The 25,103-nt window shown below is 42.1% G+C and carries 17 protein-coding genes and 2 pseudogenes; 7 read left to right on the top strand and 12 right to left on the bottom strand.

Going from position 1 to position 25,103, the window contains the following annotated elements; translation table 11 throughout:
- The 4 genes from dnaE to LC605_RS09940 form a co-directional block, all read right to left on the bottom strand.
- Positions 1-1,390 (bottom strand): DNA polymerase III subunit alpha (gene dnaE / locus LC605_RS09955; protein WP_229547390.1); only part of this gene is annotated, 1,390 nt, incomplete at its 3' end.
- Positions 1,391-1,855: 465 nt separating this feature from the next.
- Complete coding sequence (locus LC605_RS09950; RefSeq protein ID WP_229547389.1) at positions 1,856-2,035, bottom strand: hypothetical protein; 180 nt, start codon at positions 2,033-2,035, stop codon at positions 1,856-1,858.
- A gap of 697 nt (positions 2,036-2,732) precedes the next feature.
- A complete protein-coding gene (locus tag LC605_RS09945) occupies positions 2,733-4,445 on the bottom strand; it encodes a diflavin flavoprotein (RefSeq protein WP_229547388.1) in 1,713 nt (570 codons plus the stop codon).
- Between the two features lie 421 nt (positions 4,446-4,866).
- Positions 4,867-6,585 (bottom strand): diflavin flavoprotein, encoded by a 1,719-nt coding sequence (locus LC605_RS09940; RefSeq protein ID WP_229547393.1) that lies wholly within the window; start codon positions 6,583-6,585, stop codon positions 4,867-4,869.
- A gap of 1,640 nt (positions 6,586-8,225) precedes the next feature.
- On the opposite strand from LC605_RS09940, the pseudogene LC605_RS09935 reads away from it, so the two are divergent.
- Positions 8,226-8,711: pseudogene (locus LC605_RS09935) on the top strand (hypothetical protein); the annotation flags it as partial.
- A gap of 341 nt (positions 8,712-9,052) precedes the next feature.
- Here the strand turns inward: LC605_RS09935 and LC605_RS09930 are convergent.
- The 3 genes from LC605_RS09930 to LC605_RS09920 all read right to left on the bottom strand — a co-directional run bounded on the left by LC605_RS09930 (position 9,053) and on the right by LC605_RS09920 (position 14,187).
- Positions 9,053-10,654 (bottom strand): iron uptake porin, encoded by a 1,602-nt coding sequence (locus tag LC605_RS09930; protein ID WP_229547387.1) that lies wholly within the window; start codon positions 10,652-10,654, stop codon positions 9,053-9,055.
- 105 nt (positions 10,655-10,759) lie between these two features.
- On the bottom strand, positions 10,760-10,939 hold the full coding sequence (locus tag LC605_RS09925; RefSeq protein ID WP_306426853.1) for a GxxExxY protein: 180 nt from the start codon (positions 10,937-10,939) through the stop codon (positions 10,760-10,762).
- A gap of 41 nt (positions 10,940-10,980) precedes the next feature.
- Positions 10,981-14,187, bottom strand: coding sequence for a glycoside hydrolase family 15 protein (locus tag LC605_RS09920; protein ID WP_229547386.1), 3,207 nt, complete (start codon positions 14,185-14,187; stop codon positions 10,981-10,983).
- Positions 14,188-14,583: 396 nt separating this feature from the next.
- Between LC605_RS09920 and LC605_RS09915 the strand changes: the two genes are divergently transcribed.
- From LC605_RS09915 to LC605_RS09905, 4 genes are all read left to right on the top strand, one after another.
- Positions 14,584-14,781, top strand: coding sequence for a hypothetical protein (locus LC605_RS09915; protein WP_229547385.1), 198 nt, complete (start codon positions 14,584-14,586; stop codon positions 14,779-14,781).
- A gap of 176 nt (positions 14,782-14,957) precedes the next feature.
- Positions 14,958-15,083, top strand: coding sequence for a hypothetical protein (locus tag LC605_RS32890; protein WP_267868488.1), 126 nt, complete (start codon positions 14,958-14,960; stop codon positions 15,081-15,083).
- Positions 15,084-15,463: 380 nt separating this feature from the next.
- Positions 15,464-16,816, top strand: coding sequence for a magnesium transporter (mgtE, locus tag LC605_RS09910; RefSeq protein ID WP_229547384.1), 1,353 nt, complete (start codon positions 15,464-15,466; stop codon positions 16,814-16,816).
- Positions 16,817-16,959: 143 nt separating this feature from the next.
- Positions 16,960-18,018, top strand: a complete 1,059-nt coding sequence (locus LC605_RS09905; protein WP_229547383.1) for an aspartate carbamoyltransferase catalytic subunit — start codon at positions 16,960-16,962, stop codon at positions 18,016-18,018.
- Positions 18,019-18,343: 325 nt separating this feature from the next.
- Here LC605_RS09905 and LC605_RS09900 read toward each other — a convergent pair whose 3' ends face one another.
- The 3 genes from LC605_RS09900 to LC605_RS09890 all read right to left on the bottom strand — a co-directional run bounded on the left by LC605_RS09900 (position 18,344) and on the right by LC605_RS09890 (position 22,334).
- Complete coding sequence (locus LC605_RS09900; protein ID WP_229547382.1) at positions 18,344-19,684, bottom strand: TldD/PmbA family protein; 1,341 nt, start codon at positions 19,682-19,684, stop codon at positions 18,344-18,346.
- A gap of 34 nt (positions 19,685-19,718) precedes the next feature.
- Positions 19,719-21,191 carry a TldD/PmbA family protein gene (locus LC605_RS09895; RefSeq protein ID WP_229547381.1) on the bottom strand — a complete coding sequence of 491 codons (1,473 nt, stop codon included), beginning with the start codon at positions 21,189-21,191 and terminating at the stop codon, positions 19,719-19,721.
- 123 nt (positions 21,192-21,314) lie between these two features.
- Positions 21,315-22,334, bottom strand: a complete 1,020-nt coding sequence (locus LC605_RS09890; protein WP_229547380.1) for a transposase — start codon at positions 22,332-22,334, stop codon at positions 21,315-21,317.
- 339 nt (positions 22,335-22,673) lie between these two features.
- Between LC605_RS09890 and LC605_RS09885 the strand changes: the two genes are divergently transcribed.
- On the top strand, positions 22,674-23,276 hold the full coding sequence (locus LC605_RS09885; RefSeq protein WP_229547379.1) for a GDSL-type esterase/lipase family protein: 603 nt from the start codon (positions 22,674-22,676) through the stop codon (positions 23,274-23,276).
- A 62-nt stretch (positions 23,277-23,338) separates the two neighbouring features.
- Here the strand turns inward: LC605_RS09885 and LC605_RS09880 are convergent, their stop codons facing one another.
- Together LC605_RS09880 and LC605_RS09875 are read right to left on the bottom strand one after the other, a co-directional pair.
- A complete protein-coding gene (locus LC605_RS09880) occupies positions 23,339-23,518 on the bottom strand; it encodes a hypothetical protein (RefSeq protein WP_229547378.1) in 180 nt (59 codons plus the stop codon).
- Positions 23,499-23,570 (bottom strand): annotated as a pseudogene (locus LC605_RS09875) (ABC transporter ATP-binding protein); the annotation flags it as partial. The gene LC605_RS09880 and the pseudogene LC605_RS09875, both read right to left, overlap by 20 nt.
- Positions 23,571-23,842: 272 nt before the next feature.
- Here LC605_RS09875 and LC605_RS09870 point away from each other — a divergent pair.
- Positions 23,843-25,087 (top strand): glycosyltransferase, encoded by a 1,245-nt coding sequence (locus LC605_RS09870; RefSeq protein ID WP_229547377.1) that lies wholly within the window; start codon positions 23,843-23,845, stop codon positions 25,085-25,087.
- The last annotated feature ends 16 nt before the right edge of the window (positions 25,088-25,103 follow it).

Below are 25,103 nucleotides of genomic sequence, written 5' to 3'. Positions count from 1 at the left end.
CGGTGTTACAGCCAACTACCACACCATCTTCCAAAACTGTATAGCCGGATTGTTCCATTTTTAACCAACCAGTCCGAGTCGGAACAAAACCAAAGCCTTCTGCACCATATTTCTCAGTGACATATTCAATCACTTTATCTCGTTGTTCAATACAGAAATCCGTATCAATATCAGGCATAGATTTCCGTTCTGGGTTCAAGAAACGCTCAAATAGTAACCCATGATGTACAGGGTCAATATTGGTAATTCGCATTGCATAGGCGACTAATGAACCAGCCGCCGAACCTCGACCCGGCCCCACAGGAATGTTATTATCCCTAGCAAATTTGATGTAGTCCCATACAACTAAAAAGTACTTAGAAAAACCCATCTGCTGAATCATTTTCAGTTCGTATTCCAATCTTTCTTTATAGACGGAATCGACTTCATTGCGAGATTTACGATTTAATCGGTCTAAAAGTCCGCTCCATGCAACATCTTCGGCGTAAGTATCAGCAGTATGACCAGAGGGAATGGGAGGTGTAGGAATCTGAGGCTCACCCATAATATTGTAAGGCTCGACTTTATCTGCAACCTCTTCAGTGGTGGCGATCGCTTGGCTAATCACATCACCCGGTAAATGGTCACGAAATAGCTGCTCCATCTCCTCACCAGATTTGAGATACTCTGTGCCGCTATAGCGCATCCGCTTATCTTCAACAATTAATTTGCCAGTTTGAATACATAGCAAAGCATCGTGGGCTTCAACGTCAAAACAAGAAATAAAATGCGAATCATTAGTAGCAACAAATTTAATCCCTAGCTCCCGCGCAATCTTAATAATTTCAACATTAACAATCCGGTCTTCTTGTGAGCCGTGGTCTTGAATTTCTAGATAATAATCATTACCAAATACATCTTTATACCACTGAGCAATTTTCCGGGCTGCATCTGGTCTATTACTGAGAATCGCTTGAGGGACTTCTCCACCTAAACAAGCACTGGTGACGATCAAGCCTTCATGATATTGTTTTAATAAATCTTTATTAATACAAGGGCGAGAAAAAATTCCTTTACCTTGAACACCTTTAAGGTGAGAAATCGTGGTTAATTTGACTAAATTCTTGTAACCTTTGGCATTTTTAGCTAAAACAACTTGATGATATTTGGGGCGACGTTCTTGTTTCTCGATATCGCCGTTAATGATATACATTTCATTGCCGATAATCGCCTTAATGTTATGACTACGGCAGATTTTGATCAGTTCAACGGCTCCATACATGACACCATGATCAGTAAGGGCGATCGCTTTCATGCCCAGTGCGATCGCTTGATTCACCAACTCTGGTAGCTGACTTGCCCCATCGAGTAGACTGTAGTCACTGTGAATATGTAAAGGGACAAAGGACATAAGCGTCTCCAACCACAAGCCAAGATATCTCTAGGGGCCTACCTTGTGGTATACCCTTTCGAGCTAGATTTTGCAAAGCAACGGAATCTTAGATTAACAGTTTTTAGCTAAAATTAAAGCAGTTCTTTTTCCAGAATTGTCACGGTTATCACTGTTGTTTTAATAGTTACAGCAGTTAATCAGCATCTAGCCAGTGAATCAAAAGACCTCTTGCATAAATCAAACAATTTGAACCCCACCCCGCCCCTCCCGAAGAGCGGGGAGGGGTTGGGGGTGGGGTGTTAAGACTTTTGCAAGAGGTCTAAACAGAAAGTACTACTTCCCCTGCAACCAAGGGTAGCCCTTAGTGGCAGAGTATCCCTCTCACCTTGCAAATTCTCAAATTCCAGCTGAATTGGTGCTAAAGGCTCTTTGCGCCCTAGCTACGCCCCTAATTTTGGTAGCGGTGCTGCATACTTTAAATATCTAATGCTGTTGAGGCCCCTTGGCATCACATTCTCTAGTCCAGCAGCGTTCTAGAAGTTGAAGATGCCAGATCAATGCAAAGCGTTGGGGATTCAATACTAATTTAGTATCGGGACTAAATAGGGGCTGGTTCAGATATTGCCAGAGGGGAAATTTGATTTTGGTGTGTTTTGGAGCCATAAGAACAACAAAGTTTTATAAAAGTTCTGTCTATAAACTGCCTGATACTGTTTTTCTAGTTAAAGGCTACACTGCGGAATGGCACTTGTCTTGGTTGCAATTGCGGAATCTCCGCAAGTGAATTTATGTTGTTTCCGCTTTAATACTGAAATTGCACGCACCATTTTAGATTTTAGCTAGTCATACTATTTTAGGACTTACGCAAGTGTCACAAAAAAATCAGATTTGTAGTTTGTAGTAAGGGCTTTAGCCCTTCTCGCATCGGGAAGGGGGGAAGGGGGTTAGGTTTTTGGTGGACTTTTCCACAGAACCTGAATTGTCAGCCCGATAATCGGGTCGTGGAAGCCCAAAAAATGGGACGGGCAAGATGCCCATCCCACAAGAAAAAAGAATTTTTGTCATCAAACGCCTTGGCTATATTTACAGCTATTTTCAGGTAAATAGACCACGGGGTAGGGAACATTGCTGTGCCCTGACAACAGATGTGGAACAAAATACATGATTTCTGCTGTAAGCTAAAGCGGTTTCGTTAAGTTATAGCGCTTCTCAATTGCATGGAATACAGACCTAACCCCCAGCCCCTTCCCTTGTAGGGAAGGGGAGAGACTCAAAGCCTCTCTCCTCTTAGGAGAGAGGTTTGGAGAGAGGTCAAAACTGTACTGCATCCAAGCGAGAACCGCTATAAATTTCTCACTGTCTAATAATGAGTGCCGGTTTTGCGATGGTTGATAGCAGTAACAGCATCAGGCTTGAGTAATTTACCTTCATCTACAGTTGCATACACAACCCAGTGATCGCCACATTCCAGACGTTGATTGACTGAGCATTCCAAATATGCTAAAGCATCAGTGAGGACGGTACAGCCGTTATCTGCAACTGCTGTACTAAAGTTGGCAAATCGGTCTTCCCCAGGTGCGAAAGATTTACGGAAATGCTTCATGTAATCTTGATGATTGCCTTCAGATAAGATATTTAAGGCAAACTTACCGCCTGGATACATCAAAGATTCGATCGCTCGGTCTTTGGCGATCGCCACAGTTAATCCAGGTGGGTTGAAGGTGGCTTGAGAAACCCAAGCGCCTAACATCCCCGTAGACACTTCTCCAAGTTTTGCTGTAATCACGCATACGGAACCAACAATCCTACCAACAGCCTGTTCCACTGGAGTCGCGGCTTGTTGTGGTACCCGTACCTTTTTAGCTTTTTTCAGTGCTTGGGCAAAGTCTGTACCTAGTTCTTCACAGAACTTGAGAGTGACATCATCAGGTTTAAATTTGACCTTCAGGGTGTCAAAGCCAAAGCGATATCCAGCATCCCGGAGTTTACCTTCGATTAAGTCAAAGGCTTCGCCACTCCAGCCATAAGAACCAAAGACTCCGGCGAGTTTGCTGTTGTCACCACTTGATAACACAATCCCTAAAGCAGTATGAATGGGAGTTGGTGCATGACCACCGATAGTAGGAGAACCAATGATAAAACCCTCTGACTGTGCGAGGTTGATGCGAATTTCATCAGGGGTGGCAAATTCGCAGTTAATCGATTTGACTGCGACTCCACCTTTAGTTAGTCCCAAAGCGATCGCTTGTGCTAAAGTCGCCGTATTGCCGTAAGCTGAAGCATATAGTAGGGCAACAGAAATCTCGCGATCGTTGTGAGAACGACTCCACTCTCCATAAGCTTTGGTGAGTTCAATTAAGCTGCTGCGTACTAAAGGCCCATGACCCACAGCATACATTCTCACCTGCAAATCTGATATTTTCTCCAAAGCTGCTTGCACATGAGTAATTTGAGGAGCCATCAAGCAGTTAAAGTAGTAACGCTGATCTTCTTTGAGCGCTTCCCAGTTATCATCAAACACTTCATCACCACAGAGATGAGTTGCAAATAACTTATCTGTGTAGAGAATTTGGGTTTGCTGATCGTAGGTACAAAGTCCTTCTGGCCAACGTGGACTGGGAGTGGGGAAGAATTTTAAAACATGACCCTTGCCTAAATCCAGAGTTTCTTTCCCCCGCATCACCAAAACTTTCAAATCTTGCTCTAAGAAAGCAGCACGCAAATTGTTCGCACCGGGAAGAGAACAGACAAAAGTTACCTGTGGTGCTAGTTCCAAAATTGCTTTGATGGTTGCAACTCGGTTAGGATTAAAATGACCCAGGATTATATAATCCAAACGTCTTAAATCTAAAGTCTGCCGCAATGCCTCTAAATAAATTTCGGTAAAGCTCTCTGGCGGTGGATCAATAAGTGCGGTTTTATCAGCTTCAATTAAATAGCAATTGGAGGTAGTACCTCTTTCAAGTGCATATTCAATTTCAAACCGCAGACGTGACCAACTACGCGCTCTGATAGCTTTAGTATTTGTAGCAATTGGTAAAACTTGGACGTCGCGTGGCTTGGAATTGGTCATAGCTGTTGGATAAAGTTAGGGAACAGGGAATAGGAAATAGGTTATAGAGCAATACGGTTCACTTAAGGCTAAAACCCTTGTCCAGTGGACAGTGTAGAGACGTTGCAATGCAACGTCTCTACAGGCCTATGGTTCTCCAGAAAATCCTTAACTGAACGGTATTGGGTTATCAGAAATTTGGGTTTAAAACCCCGTGCTTCTAGCACGGCTTTCTGGTAAGATATGTCTAGTCGCCATAGGGCATTGGGAGACTCTAAACGGACGTGGAGAGGCTGTAAGACTACCTAGTAGCTAGTTTCGGTGAAGCGTCAAGGAATCTCTGAACTTTTAGGTCAGGGAGGTATGTCAAAGAGTATGGATCATCGGAAACAGGGGATAGTTTTTTGCTGTCCCCTGTCACCTGTTACCTCTGGACTCTTTCTTAGTAGTAATTACCTACTTTGCGATGGCGAACGGCTGTCAATCCATCGTTTTTGGAGACCCGACCTTCTTGGACGGTGCAGTATAAAATCCAGTGGTCGCTGCATTCCATGCTGGTCTGTATTTCACATTCCATGTATGCTAAAGCATCTGCCAAAATCGGCGAACCGTTTTTCGCGGTTTGAGTTTTCACTCCTGCAAAGCGGTCAGCACCAGGATGCAAGCGCTTGAGAAAGTGCTTTTTGAGTTCTTGAAAATTACCTTCTTCCAAAACGTTGAGGACAAAGCGATCGCCTACTTGCATTAAGGAATCAATGGCGCGGTCTTTAGCAACGGCAATTGTGAATCCTAATGGTTGCAAACTCGCTTGCGTTACCCAGGATGCCAGCATTGCGCTTGACACATTTCCTTTTTTCGTGGTGACTATATACAGTCCACTGCTAATGCGACCCAGGGCCTTTTCCATGTTGACATCAAGGGACTTGATTTGCTTGATGTTGCGATCGCGCACTAGCAATTGTCCGATGTCTTTACCCGCTTCTTCACACAACTGGAATGTAGAGTCGCTGGGAGCTTCTTTAATCCGAATGGGTGGAAATGCTTCTTTGATGCCAGAGTCAAGAAATTGTCTGCGCAGTGTATCAATGGGTTCATCATCCCCACCGTAACATTCAAACAGCCCAAGAAATTGCTTGTTCTTGGCGACAGCTAGCACCGAACTGATACTAGCTTGGGCGGCGGCGGAGGTAGTTGGGGGCATACCAATAATGATGCCAGCTGCTCTCCCGGCTAGTTCTTGAATTTCTTGGCTTTCAGCAGTACTCAAATCCAGTACTTCTACCCCAATGCCAGTTTTCAATATACCTTCGGCAATTGCGTGACCAAGGCGCTCACCATAACCATATTCTGAGACAAAAAACAAGCCAACTGTTGTTTCTGCTTTTGCTTGTTTTTGGCTCCAATTTTCGTAGCACCCGGTTAAAACATCTAGATGGTGGTATAATAAAGGGCCGTGACCGTTAGCGATGATATTAATCTTTCCAAGATCACCCATCCGCTTCATCGCATTCAGCAGCGAACGAGCATTAGGGCCCATCAAGCAGTCGTAGTAAAATCTAAAGTCAGCTTCGATCGCTTCTAAATCTTCGTCGAAGGTGCGATCGTCACAGAAGTGCATCCCAAAAGCATCACAGGTGTAGAGAATTTGGGTTTTGCGGTCAAAGCTAAAGATTGTATCCGGCCAGTGCAGGTTAGGCGCACTCACAAATTCAATTTCGTGTCCTTTACCTATATCTATGCGATCGCCGGTTTTCACAACTCGCTTAGAAAATGGATCGTGTACTAAGCCTTCCAAAAACTGAAGCGCAACTTTTGAGGCTAAGACGGTAGCTCTAGGAGCTAACTGGAGAACATCTTCTACTAAGCCGCTATGGTCTGGCTCTGTGTGACTGACAATTATGTAATCAATTGTCTTGAGGTTTACAAGACCTTTGAGGGTCTCTAAATACAGATCACGAAACTTCTGGTGAGAAGTATCAATCAAAACTGTTTGTTCACCCCTAATTAGATATGAATTGTAGGTTGTGCCGTTTTGCAGTCCGAATTCGATATCAAAGCGATCGCGATCCCAATCAAGAGAGCGAATCGCCGTTGTGTTAGGGGCAATTTCTACAGTTTGTATACTTAGCCGATGCTGAACGTTTTCTGCGATCGCTACCATTATTCGTCTCCGAGCGCAAATCATCAGGTTTTTATTCTGCCCCCATTGTCCCTATTATTTGTTTCTTAAGTTGTAATGAATATCAGTTTTTGGAAATTTTCAATCGTATCATTTATTGCTGTTTTTCCGCAATAAATATCACTCCCAAAATATACTAAATATTAATTTATTCCTCTAGGCTTACTGAGTCTTTTTTTCCTATTTAAACCTCATCTAAGTTGAGAACCGTACTTTTCGCCCTCACCCTAAATCCCTCTCCCAGATCTGGGAGAGGGACTTTGAAATTCTAGCTCCCCGAATCCCATGTCTGGGAGAAGGGGTTGGGGATGAGGGCAAATCCTTTTCAAAAGAGTTGAACTACAGGTTTCAAGATAGACGTAGTTTATCTGTTTTGAGCATAATTCCAAAATATCATATTTAGGACTTACGCAACTGGCATATTATTTGGAGTTTGTAGTGAGGACTTTAGTCCTCTTTCATCAGGGCTGTTCGCGAAGCGTTCCCGTAGGGTAGCTCTTACTACAAACTAAAAGCTTTTATTTTTTGTGACACTTGCGTAAGTCCTAATATTGATTATCTCATTTTACCAGGAAACCATAATTTCAGCAAGATTGGATTCTTCGTTGATATATAGCAATCCTTGCAGGAGTTGTGAAATTACTAGTTGAGGCAGGGAACAGTGAATAAGGATGTACAAATGTACTTTGTTTTTTCACAAATAGAACTGTTATGGCAACTTGAAATCATTTGTAATATTCGATTTCATCATCTACCAAATGTAATATGTAGGAATAATTCCTAATTCCTAATTTAAAATAGTAGCTTATGAACTGTCCTCTGTCTTCTTGACCAGTCAATTAAAATTTTCATCTAATTCTCGGTCAAGTAGGAAAATTTCTCCAGCTACTCTTTTAGAAGTAATGGTTAAAAGTAGGAAAGGTGGGAAAAGTGGGAAAAGTAAGATAAATTTTCATCAGGTTGTTATAAGCATCAAATAAACTGCTAATATCATTTTTCCAATGGATATTGAATATCTTCCTGTCTCAATCAACCATCTACTTACGTCAAATATAAATTTTATGTAAAGTTTAAAAAACAGCTATTTTTTTGGAGATAGTCAGAGCAAATGTTCCGAAGACGAGTTGAGTAAAAAACAACTGTGCTTGCATATCTTTTTCTGCTCATTCAAGCGGGAAGTAGCACAAAAATGATTTTTAAAGTTTCCATAAATATCCGTAAGTCTACGAATCATGTCATATTTTTAATGATACAGTCCTTTATTATCGACTTTAGACACTAATCAGGATAACGCCAACAAATTATTATCGTTATAGCTATAAGCTACAGGCTCTAGCTATGCAATAAACCTGTTCATATAGGCTAATGGTGTTATTTATGATGTGCCTAACAGACTACAAAAATCCATTTTCGATGATAAATTGCAAACTTTGATAGTGTTCTCAAGCCAATACTTCTCACGTAACAGCCTTATAGATGCCGGTATCCTTAATACTTGTAGTTCCGATTGGAATCTGTACTATGTAAATACATATGTAATTAAGTATATAGGCGTGAATAAACATAAAAATAGCAAAAATTGACTGTGTAAAAGGTTATTGTTTATGGGATGCCGATTAAAAGTCGGGCAAACTCCTCTGCCTAAATTACTTTACAATCCTGCTAACCGCGCTCCTATTTCCAATGAACCCATCGCCCAATTCCGAATAGTATTTACTACAAATGGTGTGCTACAAGTTAGCCCTTGGCGCGGATATGCTAGGACGCCAGAAGTAATCGGTGCAAAAATTACTGACTCTAATATAACTAAAGGTTTAAATCAAAAGCTTTATAATGCACTTCGCCAAAGTTGGAGTGGTACTCCCACCTTTACGCGAGATTTGAAATATCGGGTAGCAGTCAACAAAGATAGTGTAATTGCTGACTATGAACCACTCAATCAAGTCGCCTTTGACTATTTCCGGGAAACACCCCTTCCCAAAATGTTCAACGATATCTACGGTTCCAATGTAGCTGCTCCCAACAACAAAGAACCTCTCGCTCACTTCCAAGTAATATTCAAGCCTAGCGGCAAACTTGAAGTCACACCTTGGCAGGGATATCAATAATTGGGAATGGGGAATAAGGCAAAAAAATTAAGTTGCTATTCCCTATTCCCTAAGTACAATATTTCATAAATTCGTAGCGAATTCTCTTTGCGTTCCTTTGCGCTTCCCTTTGCGCCCCTACCCTGCGGGAAGGCAAAGCGCCTATGCGTTTAAATTTCAACCCTCAATTCGCCACGATTTTATGCTGCATCTGTACTAAGCACTTCCAAATAAAAAAATACCCAAAAAACTCTCTTCTCTTCATTCCTCTGCGCTCTTTGCGCCTCTGTGGTTCGTTTATTTGAGTAATTTATTTCTTGTCAGTCCCCTATTTCGTATTTCCTATCTATAGGAGTTTTAGTTCAAATCTCAAAGGTAGTTCTAACTACTCCTAAAAAAATGTCCCCATTCTGTTCGTTGTGATTTGGTGCTGTCAGCCAAATCAAACCAGGAGTAACACTGATATTATCGTTGATTTTATATCGATAAAATCCTTCAATATGAAATCCAGTATCTGGATCACGACGAGGTAAGCCCGATAGGGGTGCTGAAGTACCAGTCAACTTAGGCTGCATCCCGATGATAATCCCTCCCAAATTACCCTTTTTGCCCAAATCCGGAAAGGCTAGGGTGGCAGCCCAGCTCCAAATATCAGCATCGCCTTTGACCTCTCCACTCAGCGCCCGCGCATTGGTGTAGCTTACCCATCCACCAAGTTGAAAGCCATTACTAATATTTACATTCGTTTCAATCCCAAAGGAATTAGAGGAAACTTTTCTGCCTCGCAAATTAGATAATAAGCTGCCCGTATTATGTGCTAAACCGTCGTCGTTGTAAGCATTAACGTAAGTGAAGGCAATTTTGGTAATTGGATCTTTTTCGTTTGGATAGAATACAATCTGCCCCAATGCACCATATTTACCAGTGAACAAGCCGCTACCAGGGTTGTTGGTATTACCTGCTAAATAAAACATCTCTGCTTTGAAATTGCCATTCGGCTTAAAAGTCACACCTACACCCGTATCTCCACCTAAACGAAAAATCGGACTGTATCGACCGAATCGAGAAATAGCAGCATTCCCATCGCTTTGCAGAGGATTAATCACATCCGCATCATCAAAGTAAGTATTAAAACCTGTACCCAACAGAAAACTTACCTTATCGCCTATGGGAAAACGATATTCCAGCTTACTGAGGAAAACATTATTATTTGTATCACTACCAGATTGGAAGCTTAAACGAGCTTCATTTCCAGGTGCAGTTGGGTTTATCACATTACTCGCCTGAAATCTTATCCGCAGCCGATCTTGTCCAGTAAAGCTGCTATCAAAGTTGAGACGCACCCGACTAGAAAATGTGAGGTTGCTTTGATCCCCATTTCCACTAGGACTAGCATCTCCAAAAGCATCTGTAGCAGCAAATATCACTTGAGCATTAAGTTTTGTGGTGGTAGAAAACTCCTGTTCCTCTAGCTGTTCGGTACGTGCTTCCAAGGCATCAACTCTACCCCGTAAGGTAGCAAGTTCTGTTGCAAATTCCTCTTGTAGCTTTTGCAAAGTCGCCAAATCTTCTTTGTTAACCATCGCTGTAATATCAGCATCAATTTGTTGATTAACTTTGTCTAAGCAGGCGTTTAATGCAGTAGCAAACTCAAAGCGAGTCATGGCACGATTCCCTTTGAAACTACCATCGGGGTATCCAGCAATACAGCCATAACGCTCAACTAGAGACTGCAATGCTTGAAATGCCCAGTCAGTCGGTTGCACATCAGAAAGCTGAGTAACTGAAGTGACTGGTGCAGAATCCAGTTGAGCATATCGACTAACTTTTTGAAGGGAATCAGTACTTTTGTCAGTTGTTGAAACTCCTAGTGAATCTTCAGCCTTAACCCTTGCGAAGGGAGTTAGCACTAAAATCAAGACAGCAGTAACTAAGCTCAGAGAAGTTCTGAGAAAACTAAACATATTTTTGTCCTGGCAAGAATTATTTTTACAGAAACCTGAAATCAATATTTTTTGTAAGTACGTTGGTACGAAAAAAGTCAAGTATGTTACGAAACGTAAATAAGCTTATATTACATCTTGGTAAACCAATGGCAATGGAATTTGCTTACCTACATTCAATCCGGCTTTCTTCAACTCATAATCCAAACACTGTTCATAAGCCGACTCCAATAAACCAGGCCCCAAAGTAGTATGTACCCTCATCGCACAACCAATAATCAGCCCACTCAACTCATTCTCTCTCATCCTCTGCGACCCTCTGCGCTTTCCTTCGCGTCCCTCTGCGTTTAAAAATCTTTCACAAATTCCGTCAAGAACCTAAATGCCTTCAAAATATAACTAGCACAATCTCTGGGAGAGGTATTGTAAAACGATCGCCACGCACTAGCTTTATCCTCATCATAGCGATCGCTGCGATGAGTATGGTTTTCTAGCCACGCCAATCGCACTGCATGGCCGACTAACACATCTAAGACGATATATTCTTCGACTTGCAATTTTGGATTATTGGCAGCGATCGCAGCTAATTCGATTAATGCTTCAATGTTAACCTGTCGGTATTCTGGAGCTTCGATTTTATTCAGCAAATGCTCAACTAACAAAGCAAAATTTCTTTCCCCTGCTGTCATTTCTGACAACATCAATTCACTATCTAAACGATTGCGACGCTCTAGTTTATCACCAATTACTAGACCTTTACAATGTCGCATTAATAGCCAAATTTTCTTGAAAAAGTCTTTTGGTACGCGTCCTGTTGCACCCTCGGCTTGGCGAAACCGTCGCCAACCACCCGGCGGAACTTCTATTCCTTCTCCGATTGCTGGTGACACTACCCAAGCAATATCGCTTTCTTTTTGCTTAACGTGCAGTGATTCTTGCTGGCGTAACAGGTTACTCATGCCAGTATATCCAGTTAATACCTGACGTAAGCGCATTTTCACTTCAAAGGGTGAAAGTTGCATTAAGTAATCGTACGCTTCATCTTGAGTGACGTGTAATTCCCGCGCTAGTTCGCTGGTGATCAATAAGATGAGATAGCCGACTCTCAAGGTTAATAGTCCCTGAAATAGTTCCGGTTCTGAGCGAATTAAGATGCCAAGATAGATTAAAATCTCTTGGGTTAGGACGCGATCGCGTATATCTTCACGACAAAAATGATTTATTTTATCGGCAATTTCATCGTGAGACATGGGTACGGTAATCAAGGACGCTTCACTGTAAGCTTTACCCACGGCAATTTGCTTACCCCGTACCAAAATACTTGTCACTGCATCTGATAGGCTGATATCAACCATTTGCCGCAACCCCGCAGCCCGACGCACTACTGCCCAAATACCTAAATCTCCAGCTTTGGTGTAAACTTCATCTAGTAAATCGGCTACGGTGACGGGGTATCCTGGGCCGCCATACCCAGTGTCAAATTCCATTCCCTGCAAGCGAGTCAAAGTTTGCAATAATTCGATTTGCTCGTAGATATTCTCTGATGAGCGCAAATAAGAAAGCAATAACCCAAAGTTGGTTTCACACTCCATTTGAAATTCTTGGGTATGTCCTAAGCGCCAATTTTTCTCAGGATGATATGCTAAATGATCGCAACGTGGACTAGCATTTTTCACTGGCGATCGCAAAAATTCTGCATTGGGTAGAAAATCAATTCTTTGGATTCCAGCTGTCAACATTAGCTGATTTAGCCGCCCTAATTTCACCCGCACACCGTTACAAACACCATTTTTTAGTTCTTGCATTAGTTCTAGTAATGCTTCTGAACCGATTTCTAACATGGTGTGCGTCAACATCAAAGTCAAGGTAGGACGCCCTAAATCGCTCCAATATTTTTGAATGTAAGCTAGTTCGCTTCTAATTTGATCTAACAGAAAATGGTAATCAAGGGTTAAGTAAAACTGTTGAGAATCGGAAAATGAAGGCAAAAATACAATTGTTTCACCACTAATCCGAAATATTCTGGATGTCGTTAAACTCCGCAGCCGCCGCACTGGACGGCCAGTTAAACCCAGTTTTTCATTACGTCCAATTTGAGTATAAATGGCTGAAAATTCTTCAGCTTTTCTCACTTGAATCGGTTCTACTTGAGCGGGTGTTTGTGTTTCAATCCCGTGGACTTCTAGTTGAGCTTGTAAATTTTCATCTTCTGCTAATAAGGCAATTTGTACCAGTGCATCGCGCTGTTTCCCCACACACAAATGTCTTCCTAAAGGGTCGATATCACCCACCGCAAGGAACCCTTCACTCAACATTTGACTGAGAAAATATAAACTCTGTGCCCACACTAAGGGAATATTTTCATTGGGCAAACGTGGTTGTGTTTGGGGTGCTAACTTTTCTGCTTCTATGTTTTCTGCGGGAACGTAATAAAGTTCTGGTAATAAGCGTAAACCATTTTGTTCTATAAGTAATGATTCTAAAAGCTCCCGGTATTTTTTCACTTGTTCTCGTTCGCCGCGAAATAATCCATCTAGAACTAAATAAGTGAAAAATAACGGCCATTCGCATTCAATATGCTCAAATTGCTTGAGTTCCCACGGTTCATAGTGTAAACGTTGATTATCTTCTAAAACGGTTTGGTGTCCATCACGCAGAAAGCGCTTGCAGCCGTATTTACCAGCGAGTTTATTGATAATATCGTTAAAGGTGCGATCGCGTAATTGCAAATCTTCCACTGCAAAGGCAGGATAACTAATAATACTCAACAGCGCCGCATCAATTTCTTTGGAACCAGATTCTCTCGGTAATAGGGATTCTAAAGTAATCCGGGCGCGGGCGATTTCATCAGGTAGTACATGAATCACCGATGCTTGACTACCACGCACACCAAACAAATCCAGTCCGTTGATAGCTTCTAAAGCAGCTTTTGCCATACCTACAGAACTGGTATTTAACTCAGCGCTACCACGATTAATTTTATTACCACGTTCCCAAATGCCGTAATCTGGTGTGCGGTAAGCTCGTCCAATATAGTAAACCAGATTTTGGACGAAATTCACTTCATCAATGGTATAAATTATTTGCAATCCTCCTGCCGTCATTTGCCCCAACATCAGCAAAAATATAGATGTGGCATCCAATTGCAAATGTCCCCATTGGTCATCACCAACAACAATGTCACCAGTGGCGGTATTATATTTGGCGTGCAGTCCATCTAGTAGCGACTGAGTATGTTTAAATGTTTCTACTTTATGAGCCTGTCGCATCATTGCAAACAACAACCCGCGCATTAGTTTGATGACGCTGTGTTCTAATTCATAAGTGCGTCCCTCATCGTCATCAATTTTGCGGTATGCAAGTCCTAAACCCCAAACTGCCAAAATGCTATAAACATTGTCTCGCACCCAGGCATCAGTATAATCGCCGTGGGCTGTAATCGCTGTACTCGCAGGTAGTAAACCCGTAATTGGATTTTGCCGAGTCAGGATGATCGTTTTTATTTGCTGGTAGTAATAGTCTAAGCGAGATAGCAATTTGGTAGATGTTTTCATGATTTGGTTCAGAACAACTTGCAGAATTCGACCCTGTGACTCCAAACCAAGCCAGAACTTGTTCTGTAATGGTTCATGGGACAACAGCTAAGGGTGGTGTGAGTTTATTATTATCTCGTGTTAGTAGACCTCTGGGGACTGAATTTTAGCGATTTTATTTCGGCGTGGCAGTGGCGAAATAGTCAAAAATTGGGTAGATTTTTCAGTGTGGTCAGAATTACGTACTATAGAGCAATACAGTTGGGTTAAGCATTTCCTCCTTCTCTCTTCTCTCTTCTCTCTGTGTTCTCTGCGCCTCTGTGGTTCGTAAAAAAAGAGTTTCGGCCCTTTTGTGAACCGTATTGTGCTATGGAGTGCAATCTGGGGGACATGAGCTAGTATGCGGAGATATGACGAATGACTAAGCCTAAGTTTGCAGCAATGAGTAAAACAGAGTTAAAAGGTTATTTATTAGAGAATCGTAATGATACAGAAGCTTTTCATGCTCTAATGGATAAAATTAACGCTGAACCTAACCCCAAGTTTTATACCATAGATGAAATTGGTGAACTGGAAAAACTAATAGAAGCAAAACGGACACGAGAAAATCTCTAAAAATTACCGAAGAAAGGCAGAGGGGAGTTCAAGAGTGAAGGCAGGAGAAAGAAAATATATTTTTTGTCCTTCTGCCAAACGGGTTTAACACAGTCAAGGATACAGCTAATTTTTAGTCATGGGTTAGAAAATGACCGCGATCGCAAACTAAAATACAATATTTGTTCAAATCGTGGATGGCATCGTCAGCGATGCCTTCGGCGATCTTCGCTAACGCCAAAGCTCAAACACCTTACCACGACTATGAAGTGAAATCTGCCAGCCCATTTCTGATTCTCCGTCGTCCCAGCGACTATGCATGAAGTTGCTTGATCTAAAAAAATTACTTAATAGTGCTGTAAATATTTTAACTATGTAAAGTTTACGAAAAAAATCGTTAATTTGCTTGACATAGCTGATGACAATAGTAAAATCTACTTTAAGTTAGATGAAAATTACTGAAATTATCAGGTAATTAAGTTAGCTATTAGTGGTGAAGATCACAAAAGCTGAATGCTAGTATTCAGTATCTCGTGGAGAGCGCTATTCCGGGTTAGGATGATGAATAGCGATGCCTTAATTTAGATATCGATATTGAATTGTTGAAATTTTATGGGCAATAGTCCACCAGATGGCAGTATCAACCTCCTCTGAACTGGCGAGGAAGCCTCCCAGCGCGGGGGAGACTTAGGAGATATATCTCATGCTCACACAAGATATTCGTGATTTGCTGACTGATACTACCGATTTAAACCAGTTGAAATGGGATTTAAATCGCTTGCAACCTGTGGATGTGGGAGAATACATTACACAATTGCCTGAACAACAACGCGCGATCGCATTCCGTTTACTCAACAAAGCTCAGGCAATTGATGTATTTGAATATCTGCCCACAGAGGTGCAGGAAGAACTAATTAATTCTCTGCATGATGTCCAGGTAGTGCAACTTGTAGAAGCCATGAGTCCCGACGAACGGGCAGAATTGTTTGATGAACTACCTGCTGGGGTAATCAAACGGCTATTGCAACAACTGAGTCCAGAAGAAAGGCAAGCAACAGCAACGATTCTTGGCTATCCAGAAGGGACTGCTGGGCGGGTGATGACAACCGAGTATGTGCGGTTGCGCCAAGGATTGACTGTAGGTGAAGCCTTGAGCAAAATCCGCCGTCAGGATGAAGACAAGGAGACAATTTACTACGCCTATGTCACAGATGATAACCGAACGCTGGTGAGAGTAGTTTCACTGCGCCAGTTGTTGTTTACCTTTCCCGATGTTTTCATCAAAGATATTGCTAGCGATCGCGTCATTAAGGTGACAACTGAAACCCCTCAAGAAGAAGTGGCGCGAATCATGCAGCGCTACGACTTAATCGCTATCCCCGTAGTTGACCGAGAAGACCGATTGGTGGGCATTGTCACCATTGATGATGTCATGGATATTTTGGAAGAGGAAGCCACAGAAGATATTCAAAAACTGGCGGGTGTCAGTGGTGATGAAGCAGCTTTGTCCTCTCCCCTACTTACCATCCGCAACCGCTTGCCTTGGCTATTGGGCATCATGGCACTATATATTGGTGCAGCCAGTGCGATCGCGCCTTTCCAATCTGTAATCTCCGCAGTGCCAGTTCTAGCAGTCATCATGCCAATTTTTTCTAACACAGGTGGTACTGTTGGAATTCAATCATTAACGGTAACAATCCGTGGCTTGGGAATAGGCGAGGTAACACCCAGAGATACCTTAAAAATTCTTCGCAAAGAACTTCTAGCAGGTTTAGCCACAGCCTTAGTTTTAGCCACAACGATGATCCTGCTTTCCTTGATTTGGGCGCGACCCCAAGAGCGATGGGTGGCTTTAATTGCCGGAATGGTAATGGCAACTAATACAATTGTGGCTGTTACACTCGGCACTTTACTGCCAATGGCTTTGAAACGACTGAAGCTTGACCCTGCTTTGGTTAGTGGCCCGTTAGTGACTACAATGCTAGATACAATTGGGTTCTTAACGTTCCTCAGCCTAATTTCTCTAGCTTTAAACCTTTTCCATTTACCAACTTAAAAGGATTGGGCGTTAGGAGTTAGGAGTTAGGAGTTAGGAGTTAAGAGTTAGGAGTTAAGAGTTAGGAGTTTTGTTCATCTCCCTCATCCCCCTCATCCCCCTCATCTCCCTCATCCCCCTCATCCCCCCACTCCCAAAATTCTATGCCTACTGCCACTTGGAATCGTCATCACATTCTTTCCCTGGCTGACTTCACCACAACTGAATATGATACTGTTTTGCAAACTGCTGCTAGTTTTCAAGAGGTGCTATCACGGCGGACGAAGAAAGTGCCAACCTTACAGGGACAGGTGGTGGCTAATTTATTTTTTGAACCGTCTACTCGGACTCGCAGTAGTTTTGAACTCGCTGCCAAACGCTTAAGTGCAGATACGCTGAACTTCGCCGCAGCCACATCTTCTATGACTAAAGGAGAGACAATTCTCGACACGGCGAAGACCTATTTGGCTATGGGAACTGATATTATGGTAGTCCGCCATCGAGAGGCAGGAGTACCCAATGCGATCGCGGCTGAAATGGATCGTCTAGGTGTAAAAGTTAGCGTCCTCAATGCTGGTGATGGTCAACATGAACATCCTTCCCAAGCACTGCTAGATTTATTTACCATAACTACTCTAATTGACCCAGCTAGTCCCAGACTGGAACTTTTAAAGGGGAAAAAGATGGCGATTATTGGGGATATTCTTCATTCTCGTGTGGCGCGATCGAATATTTGGAGTTTAATTGCTAGTGGTGCCGAAGTGCATCTAGCAGCACCACCAACCCTCTTACCCAAGTTATTTGCTGAGTTTATCTCAGAGGAAGTAGTAGGCAGAAGTCAGGAGGTAACTGAGCGTAGTCGAAGTGAGTCAGGAGTCAGAAGTAATTCCCCCACTCCCCAACTATTTCTACACTGGCAATTAGAACCAGCTTTACAGAATGCTGATTTTGTCATGACTTTACGTTTGCAAAAGGAACGCATGACAGCTCATTTACTGCCAAGTTTGCGAGAATATCATCAGCTATTTGGGATTACACGCACAAAACTGCAACTTTGTCAACCTAATGTTAAAGTTTTGCATCCAGGGCCAGTTAACCGTGGTGTTGAAATTAGTTCTGAGTTGATGGATGACCCAGAATTTAGTCTTATTCAATCGCAAGTTACTAGCGGTGTCGCCGTTCGTATGGCCCTACTGTATTTGTTAGGTAGCGGCAAGGCTTAATTAGTATATTTTTGTCCCAAGTCCAATATATCCTAATACGGTTCACTTAAAGCTGAAACTCTTTTTTTTACGAACCACAGAGGCGCAGAGGGCACAGAGAGAAGAGAGAAAGAGAGGGAAGAAATGCTTAACCCAAACGTATTGCAATATATCTAATAGACAGACATCTGGTAGAAATTAAATATGCGTTACCCAGAACCCTTGTAGAGACGTAGCAGTGCTACGTCAAAACAATTCTTTTTGGGAGATGTCTAATGATGAGTAAAGATTTTAAAGTGATGAGTTAAGAGTTATATTCAACTCCTAACTTTACACTTTCTCAGTTCTATTCACCAGTAATCGACAATTCATTCACCCAGATTTTCGGGCAAACTCCACCTGGCGTTAACTCTGGCTCTTTTTCTACATAAATAATTGACTTTAAGAGTTCTAAGAAGTCGCCAGCAACAGTTGCTGACTCAATACTTGTCTTAACACCCTGATTAACTAGCCAACCATCAAAGGGCAAAGAAAAGGAACCTTGCAAGGATTTAACTCCAGCATGGAGAGCTTGTAAATCATCGATAAAAATCACATTTTCAGCCTTTTCTAAGCTCAACTCTTGCTCAGGAGTTGCTGTTGAAAAAACGTGATAAAAATTGGGACTGACGCTAACTTTTGCGCCAATACTAGCATTACCTGTCGGCTGGGCATTTAACCTTTTAGCAGTGCCTGCACTATGAAGAAATCCTGTTAAAATGCCATTTTCAATCAATGAAATCTGACGAGTAGGAGTTCCTTCCCCATCAAAAGTTTCTGCACCTACGTTAGCTGGGTGCAATGCATCATCATCAACTGAAAGTAGAGGAGAAGCAATTTGCTTACCTAAATCATCAGGTGTAGATAGACTTTGATTGTCCAAAATACTTTGGGCATTGAACAAGTTAGAAAAACCACCCAACAGACTTAAGAAAGCTTCCGGTGAAAAAACAACTCGATATTTACCAGTTTTGATTTTTTCATAATTCAAATGACTGATAGTTTTATCTGCGGTTTCTTTGATGCAACCATTAATATCTAGATTATCTAAACTCTGGTTGATTCTATAAGCGCCTGCACTGCGAGGTTTTTTCCCTTCTTCCTCAGTTTTGCTATAAAGATAAACTGATGCCAAGGAGTGAGATTCAGTTCTCACTGCACCGTCGCTATTGAGATAGAATCTGTCAACATCCCTTTGTGATAACCCGTTATAAGGTACACCTTTAATTGCTGGATGAGCTGCTAGTAATTCTTTTTCAGCTACCAACAATTTTTCTATAAGTTCAGCAACAGGTGCTTGGGGTGTCTTATCCAGAGGTTTATTTGCGATAGGAACAGTAGCTTCTGGACTAAAATCAGGAACATTTTCTTTAACTCCAAAGAAACTAGCTTCGTAGGCAGTTTTTAAAGCTAATTCCAGTCCTTTAGGGTCTACATCTGTGGTGCTGGTGACACCCATTGTATTATCTTCATTCCAAACACGAACAGTAACACCAGAGCGATTTGAAGCTTTGACTTGTTTTGGCTCACCTTGGTCTACTTGCACACTAGTGTCATCTACTGTTGAGCCATAAATGTCGAATTTTTTAATGCCAAGCTTATCGGCATTGTTCTTGGCAGAATTTGCAATTTCATTGATATTCGGCATAGTCAATTTTTGATTTTAGATTTTGGACTAATTATTATCGTCCACCGACGGTAATAGAATCAACCTTGATATGGGGTTGTCCTACTGTGGTGTAAATACTGCCACTGACAGAGCCACAAAAACCTGGTGCAATTTCCAAATCTTGGGAACACATGGAAATTTTGTTCATAATTTCCTTGGCTTCACCGATAAGAATTGCTCCCTTTAACGGTTTACTGATTTTGCCATTTTCAATCAAATAAGCTTCATCAACACTAAAGTTAAATTGACCTGTAGCACCAACGCTACCACCACCCATCTTTTTACAGTAAATACCTTTATCAACAGAGGCAAATAATTCATCAATGGTGTGTTCGCCAGAATCAATATAAGTATTACGCATCCGGCTAGCAGCAGCAAAGGTATAATTTTGGCGACGTCCACTTCCCGTTCTGGGGTGTCCGGTGCGTGTAGAGCCTGTTCTATCTGCAAGGAAGTTTTTCAGAACGCCTTTTTCAATTAATAGGGTTCTTTGAGCGGGCATACCTTCGTCATCCATATCAATTGTCCCGAAGGCATTTTCAGAACGCCCTTCATCCCAGGCTGTCAAACTTTCGTGGGCAATTTTTTCGCCTTTTTTGTTAGCAAAGGGAGAGGTATTGCGTTCAATTTGAGTGGTTTCTAGGAGGTGTCCGCAAGCTTCGTGGAAGATTACGCCGCCAAAGTGGTTGGCCATAATGATGGGGTAAGTACCCGATTCCACATAATCTGCATAGAGCATTTTTCCAGCAGATTCAGCTATTTTCTCAGCAGCTTGTTGAGAATCCCAAGTTCTCAAGAAGTTGGCATCGCTAGTGTTACCTGCGCGATCGCTAATTGAGGTACGATTACTACCATCAGCACACAACAGGTTAAATCCCACTGACTGGGTGAGGCGAATATCACGGGCAAAAGTACCGTCACTGGCGGCGACTAAAACTTCTTGCCAATCCCGGAAATAGGTAGCACGGCGCGATTGGATGTGGCTAGCTTTTTGCTTCAGGTGGGCAGTACCATCAAGGAGAACTTCTCCCATTTCTCGGATGGAACTACAGACTGGTAGCCATGCATCTTTACCTCTTTTGGTGGCGTAATCTCTCAGTAATTCTAGATTGATTTCTGGAATGAAAGCTTTAGGAGTGGGTAGTTGCAATCCTAAGATAGAAAGACCTTTTTCTAAGGCTGCTTTCAAACCGGAAAAAGAAAGGTCATTGGTGCTAACGTAGCAGTCAGCTTTACCGCGAAATACTCTGACTCCCGCCCCTGTAGACAAACTGGGTGAAATACTAGTGATGGAGTCGTCTTCTGCAAGACAACTAATATAGTTGCGACGCTCTAAAAATAATTCAATGAAGTCAGCGCCTGCGGCGCGTCCTAGTCCCAGCAGGGTAGCCAGAGGGGCTTCCCAGGTTTCATCGAAACGCTCTGGTGTGGAGGAATATTGAAGGGTGGGAAGTTGATTCGAGAGAAGTAGCGTACTTGTAAGCATGAGTAGCCTCGTCTGCTGGCGTAGTTCAGAGATTTGACTGAAAAATCCTGGTGTGTTCAGTCTAACAAATGAGCGAAAGTCATCGTTGAGCGAAAGGCGGTGTGGATTTCCGTTCTGTAAAACTTACCCAAAACTACCCAGGTCTAGACTTAACTGGACATGAGCAGTTTTGATGTTTACTTCCTGATTCATCGTAGTCTCAAGATGACTCTTGAGAGGTTTGTCTACTCCGCAGGCTGACACGGTGGAACTCACCGCCAAGTCTGAACGACTCGGAATAAAAATTCCCTCAAACCATCGCTCAATATTTTTCGCCGCGTTTAAGTCTCTGTCTTCTGTGTGACCACAATCAGGACAAATGTAAACGCGGTTCTTTAATGGCATTTTATGACGATGATTGCCGCAGTTAGAGCAAATCTGAGAGCTTGGGAAAAACCTATCTACTAGGATTAACTTGCTTTGGAATTTTTCAGTTTTGTATTCTAATTGCCGTTGAAATTCGTACATACCACAATCAGCAATCGCACCTGCTAATTTATGGTTTTTCAAGAATGCCTTAACATGCAAATCCTCAATTCTAACTTCGCTGTGGTTTTTGGGGAGGTGATGAGTTAGTTTGTGAATTGCATCTTGACGAATATTTGATACTTTGGCATGAATTTTGGCAAGTTTTCTAACTGCTTTACTGCGATTTTTAGAACCTTTAACTTTTTTGCTTACACGACGTTGAGAACGCTTTAAACGTTTACTCATACGGCGATAAGCTTTGGGGTTAGAAAACACTTTACCATCACTACAAACAGCTAATTCTTTAATGCCGATATCAACGCCAACAGTAGGTCTATCGCTGAAAACAGTTGGTTGTTCTGTTTCGTATTTGATAGCGATAAACCATCTGTTAGCTTGTCTTGAAATCACGCAATTAGGAACATCGTGTTGAGATTTTATTTCAGCAACTAACTTTTTATGTAAATCAATTGCTGAGGGAATCTTAACAGATTTATCGTCTTTACGAATTTCTAAGACATTCTGTATAGTTGCGTTTGCCCAATTATAAGCATGACGCGCTACACCAGAAGCTTTACGAAATAACGTCTCTTGCTTGTTATTTGGTATCAGTGCTGTTTGGAATGAAAGTAGCATTGATTCGACCTCTAAGCTTGTGGTGCGTTACCCTCTGCTAAATATTATTAATGTCTTCGTGAGATGGAAAGTAGAATCATGAGCATAATGCTTCTTCCTAAGTAAAAATCGAACTTAAGTAGAGCGACGCAAATAAAGCTAACTAGCTAAGGCTGTCATTTGTCATTTGTCATTTGTCATTTGTCATTTGTCATTTGTCATTTGTCATTTGTCATTTGTCATTTGTCCTTCGTCCTTCGTCCTTCGTCATTATATAAGGGTTTAAGGTGTATTTACGTTTCATAATATAGTTTGGTTTATTTTTGCCAACTTACTTATTCGCCAAAATTAAGTTAATTTATGTCAGATTTTCGTAAAGAAATCAGAATTTGTTTTATTGGTGAATCCTTTGTCAATGGCACAGGTGATCCAGAGTTTCTGGGTTGGACAGGTAGAGTGTGCCGCAATGCTGAGTCAAGAGGATACGCTATCACCCATTACAATTTGGGGGTGCGGGCTGAGACAAGTCGGTATCTCAAACAACGTTGGTACTCGGAAGTCTCCTATCGTCTCCCAAGAGAATACGATGGTCGAGTAGTGTTTTCCTTTGGGGCAAACGATTCAGGATGGGCGGGTAAACAGCAAGGAATCGAACTGTCAGAGTCGATCGCAAATGCTCGCAATATCTTAAGCCAAGCAAAGCAACTCTATCCGATCTTGATGGTTAGTCCACCACCCTGTGGTGATAATCACATTCTTGCCAATCTTTCACAGGAATTCGCATTGGTTTGCGATCAACTAGATGTTCCATATCTTGATGTCTTTTCCAGTTTGCTAAAGTCGCCAATTTGGCTAGCAGAAGCAAAAGCCAATGACGGCGCTCACCCAAAAGCAGATGGTTATACAGAATTTGCCGCGATCGTACAAAGCTGGCAAGGTTGGTTAAATTGGTTCACACCTTAAAAATGCCGACATCCTTATCTTAATTGGCTAATTATGGCTGAGTCGATTTGTTGCATAGGGTTTTAGTTGTGCGATCGCATTCTATTGGGAGCATCCCAATGCAAGCTTAAATCTTTTCCCTCACCCCCATCTTGGCAGAGGGGAGACATAATTTTAGTTACCCGAATCCCAAACATGGGATTCGGGGTTAGGGCTATCAAGGTTTTTGCACATTTGGGATGCTCCCAACCTATGTAGATCATGGGAGGCTATTAATATCACCTGCACGGGTAACTTTAACAACACTTGCGCTAAATCACAGCTAACTTAATGATAGAGTATATTTGGAGAAAAAGGTATGCCTAACCACATAATAACATACTAATAGGTGATTAAATGTAAAGTTTAGATAAAACTTGGGAAAATACTATGAATCGAAGTATGGCAATTACTAAACTCCCAGAACAGCTAACTGTAATAAAAGTATTATTCAAGTTTTGAGTAACTAGGTTCAGTCAATAAAGCCAGGAAATATTTGGCTTTATTTTCCTCAGTTATTACACATAGTCGTTCTGTAAGATGAAATTATGAAGATCAACTCATCTAACTCCCTATTAACAGTACCAACTGGCCCACTAAAAATTTCAGATTTGCCCCCTAAGCGTGTCGGCACAAGTAGTAAATCTACCCATCTTTCTCTAATAATTCCTACTTATAAAGAGCGTGACAATATTAATAATGTAGTCCGTATATTAAGTCAATTATTGGATGAATCTATTCCAGGACACTACGAACTGATTGTGGTAGACGATGATAGCCCAGACCGAACTTGGGAAATAGCACAATCCTTGACGGCAAAATACCCTCAGTTGCGGGTGATGCGACGCCAACGGGAACGGGGGCTGTCTTCAGCAGTAATTCGTGGGTGGCAAGCAGCAAGTGGGAGTGTGTTGGGGGTGATTGATGGAGATTTGCAGCATCCGCCAGAGGTGCTGATGCAATTGTTGCGTAGTGTTGAGGAAGGAGCAGATTTGGCAGTAGCCAGCCGTCATCTCGATGGAGGTGGTGTTAGTAGGTGGAGTATTGTGAGGCGTTTCTTGTCTCGTGGCGCTCAGATGTTAGGCTTGGTGATCTTACCGGGGGTACTGGGCAGAGTTTCCGACCCCATGAGTGGTTATTTTCTGGTGCGCCGGAGTGCGATCGCAGGTGCAACACTCAATCCAGTCGGATATAAAATTCTCTTAGAAGTAATCGGGCGGGGAAAGGTAGACCAACTTGCTGAGGTTGGGTATGTGTTTTGCGAACGTAAACGGGGTGAGAGTAAAGTTACATGGAAGCAATATATAGATTACATCCACCACTTAGTGCGGTTGCGGCTTTCCACAGGCAGAGTAGGACGATTGAGTAAAAAAGTCAATTTCCCCATTGGTCGATTCCTCCGCTTTGGATTGGTTGGCTTTAGTGGGGTATTTGTGGATATGGCAGTGCTTTACTTGCTCAGTGATCCGAGTACCTTAGCTTGGCTACTGATACCCAGCAAAATTATTGCCGGTGAGATTGCGATTTTAAATAATTTCTTCTGGAATGACGCTTGGACGTTTGCTGATGTCAGCACCAGACAGCAAGAATGGCATCAACGCCTGAAGCGGTTTTTGAAATTCAACGCCATTTGCCTTGCTGGACTCCTATTGAATGTACTGATATTAAATTTGGTATTCAATTTTATTATTCCTAACCGTTATATTGCTAACTTGATTGCGATCGCAATTGCTACCATCTGGAATTTCTGGATGAATTTCAAACTTAGCTGGCGCGTCACCGATGTTAAATAGTCACAACGAGGGATTT

This window comes from Nostoc sp. CHAB 5836, from assembly GCF_020829445.1.
Taxonomy (GTDB): domain Bacteria; phylum Cyanobacteriota; class Cyanobacteriia; order Cyanobacteriales; family Nostocaceae; genus Nostoc.
This window is presented reverse-complemented; position numbering and strand designations above follow the sequence as displayed.

Coding starts and splice junctions, on each gene's coding strand:
- LC605_RS09930 (WP_229547387.1), bottom strand. CDS start 10,654: ATGTTTAGTTTTCTCAGAACTTCTCTGAGCTTAGTTACTGCTGTCTTG.
- LC605_RS32890 (WP_267868488.1), top strand. CDS start 14,958: ATGGCATCGTCAGCGATGCCTTCGGCGATCTTCGCTAACGCCAAAGCT.
- LC605_RS09895 (WP_229547381.1), bottom strand. CDS start 21,191: ATGCTTACAAGTACGCTACTTCTCTCGAATCAACTTCCCACCCTTCAA.
- mgtE (WP_229547384.1), top strand. CDS start 15,464: ATGCTCACACAAGATATTCGTGATTTGCTGACTGATACTACCGATTTA.
- LC605_RS09945 (WP_229547388.1), bottom strand. CDS start 4,445: ATGACCAATTCCAAGCCACGCGACGTCCAAGTTTTACCAATTGCTACA.
- LC605_RS09900 (WP_229547382.1), bottom strand. CDS start 19,684: ATGCCGAATATCAATGAAATTGCAAATTCTGCCAAGAACAATGCCGAT.
- LC605_RS09925 (WP_306426853.1), bottom strand. CDS start 10,939: ATGAGAGAGAATGAGTTGAGTGGGCTGATTATTGGTTGTGCGATGAGG.
- LC605_RS09885 (WP_229547379.1), top strand. CDS start 22,674: ATGTCAGATTTTCGTAAAGAAATCAGAATTTGTTTTATTGGTGAATCC.
- LC605_RS09870 (WP_229547377.1), top strand. CDS start 23,843: ATGAAGATCAACTCATCTAACTCCCTATTAACAGTACCAACTGGCCCA.
- LC605_RS09940 (WP_229547393.1), bottom strand. CDS start 6,585: ATGGTAGCGATCGCAGAAAACGTTCAGCATCGGCTAAGTATACAAACT.
- LC605_RS09915 (WP_229547385.1), top strand. CDS start 14,584: ATGACTAAGCCTAAGTTTGCAGCAATGAGTAAAACAGAGTTAAAAGGT.
- LC605_RS09905 (WP_229547383.1), top strand. CDS start 16,960: ATGCCTACTGCCACTTGGAATCGTCATCACATTCTTTCCCTGGCTGAC.
- LC605_RS09880 (WP_229547378.1), bottom strand. CDS start 23,518: ATGATCTACATAGGTTGGGAGCATCCCAAATGTGCAAAAACCTTGATA.
- LC605_RS09890 (WP_229547380.1), bottom strand. CDS start 22,334: ATGCTACTTTCATTCCAAACAGCACTGATACCAAATAACAAGCAAGAG.
- LC605_RS09920 (WP_229547386.1), bottom strand. CDS start 14,187: ATGAAAACATCTACCAAATTGCTATCTCGCTTAGACTATTACTACCAG.
- LC605_RS09950 (WP_229547389.1), bottom strand. CDS start 2,035: ATGGCTCCAAAACACACCAAAATCAAATTTCCCCTCTGGCAATATCTG.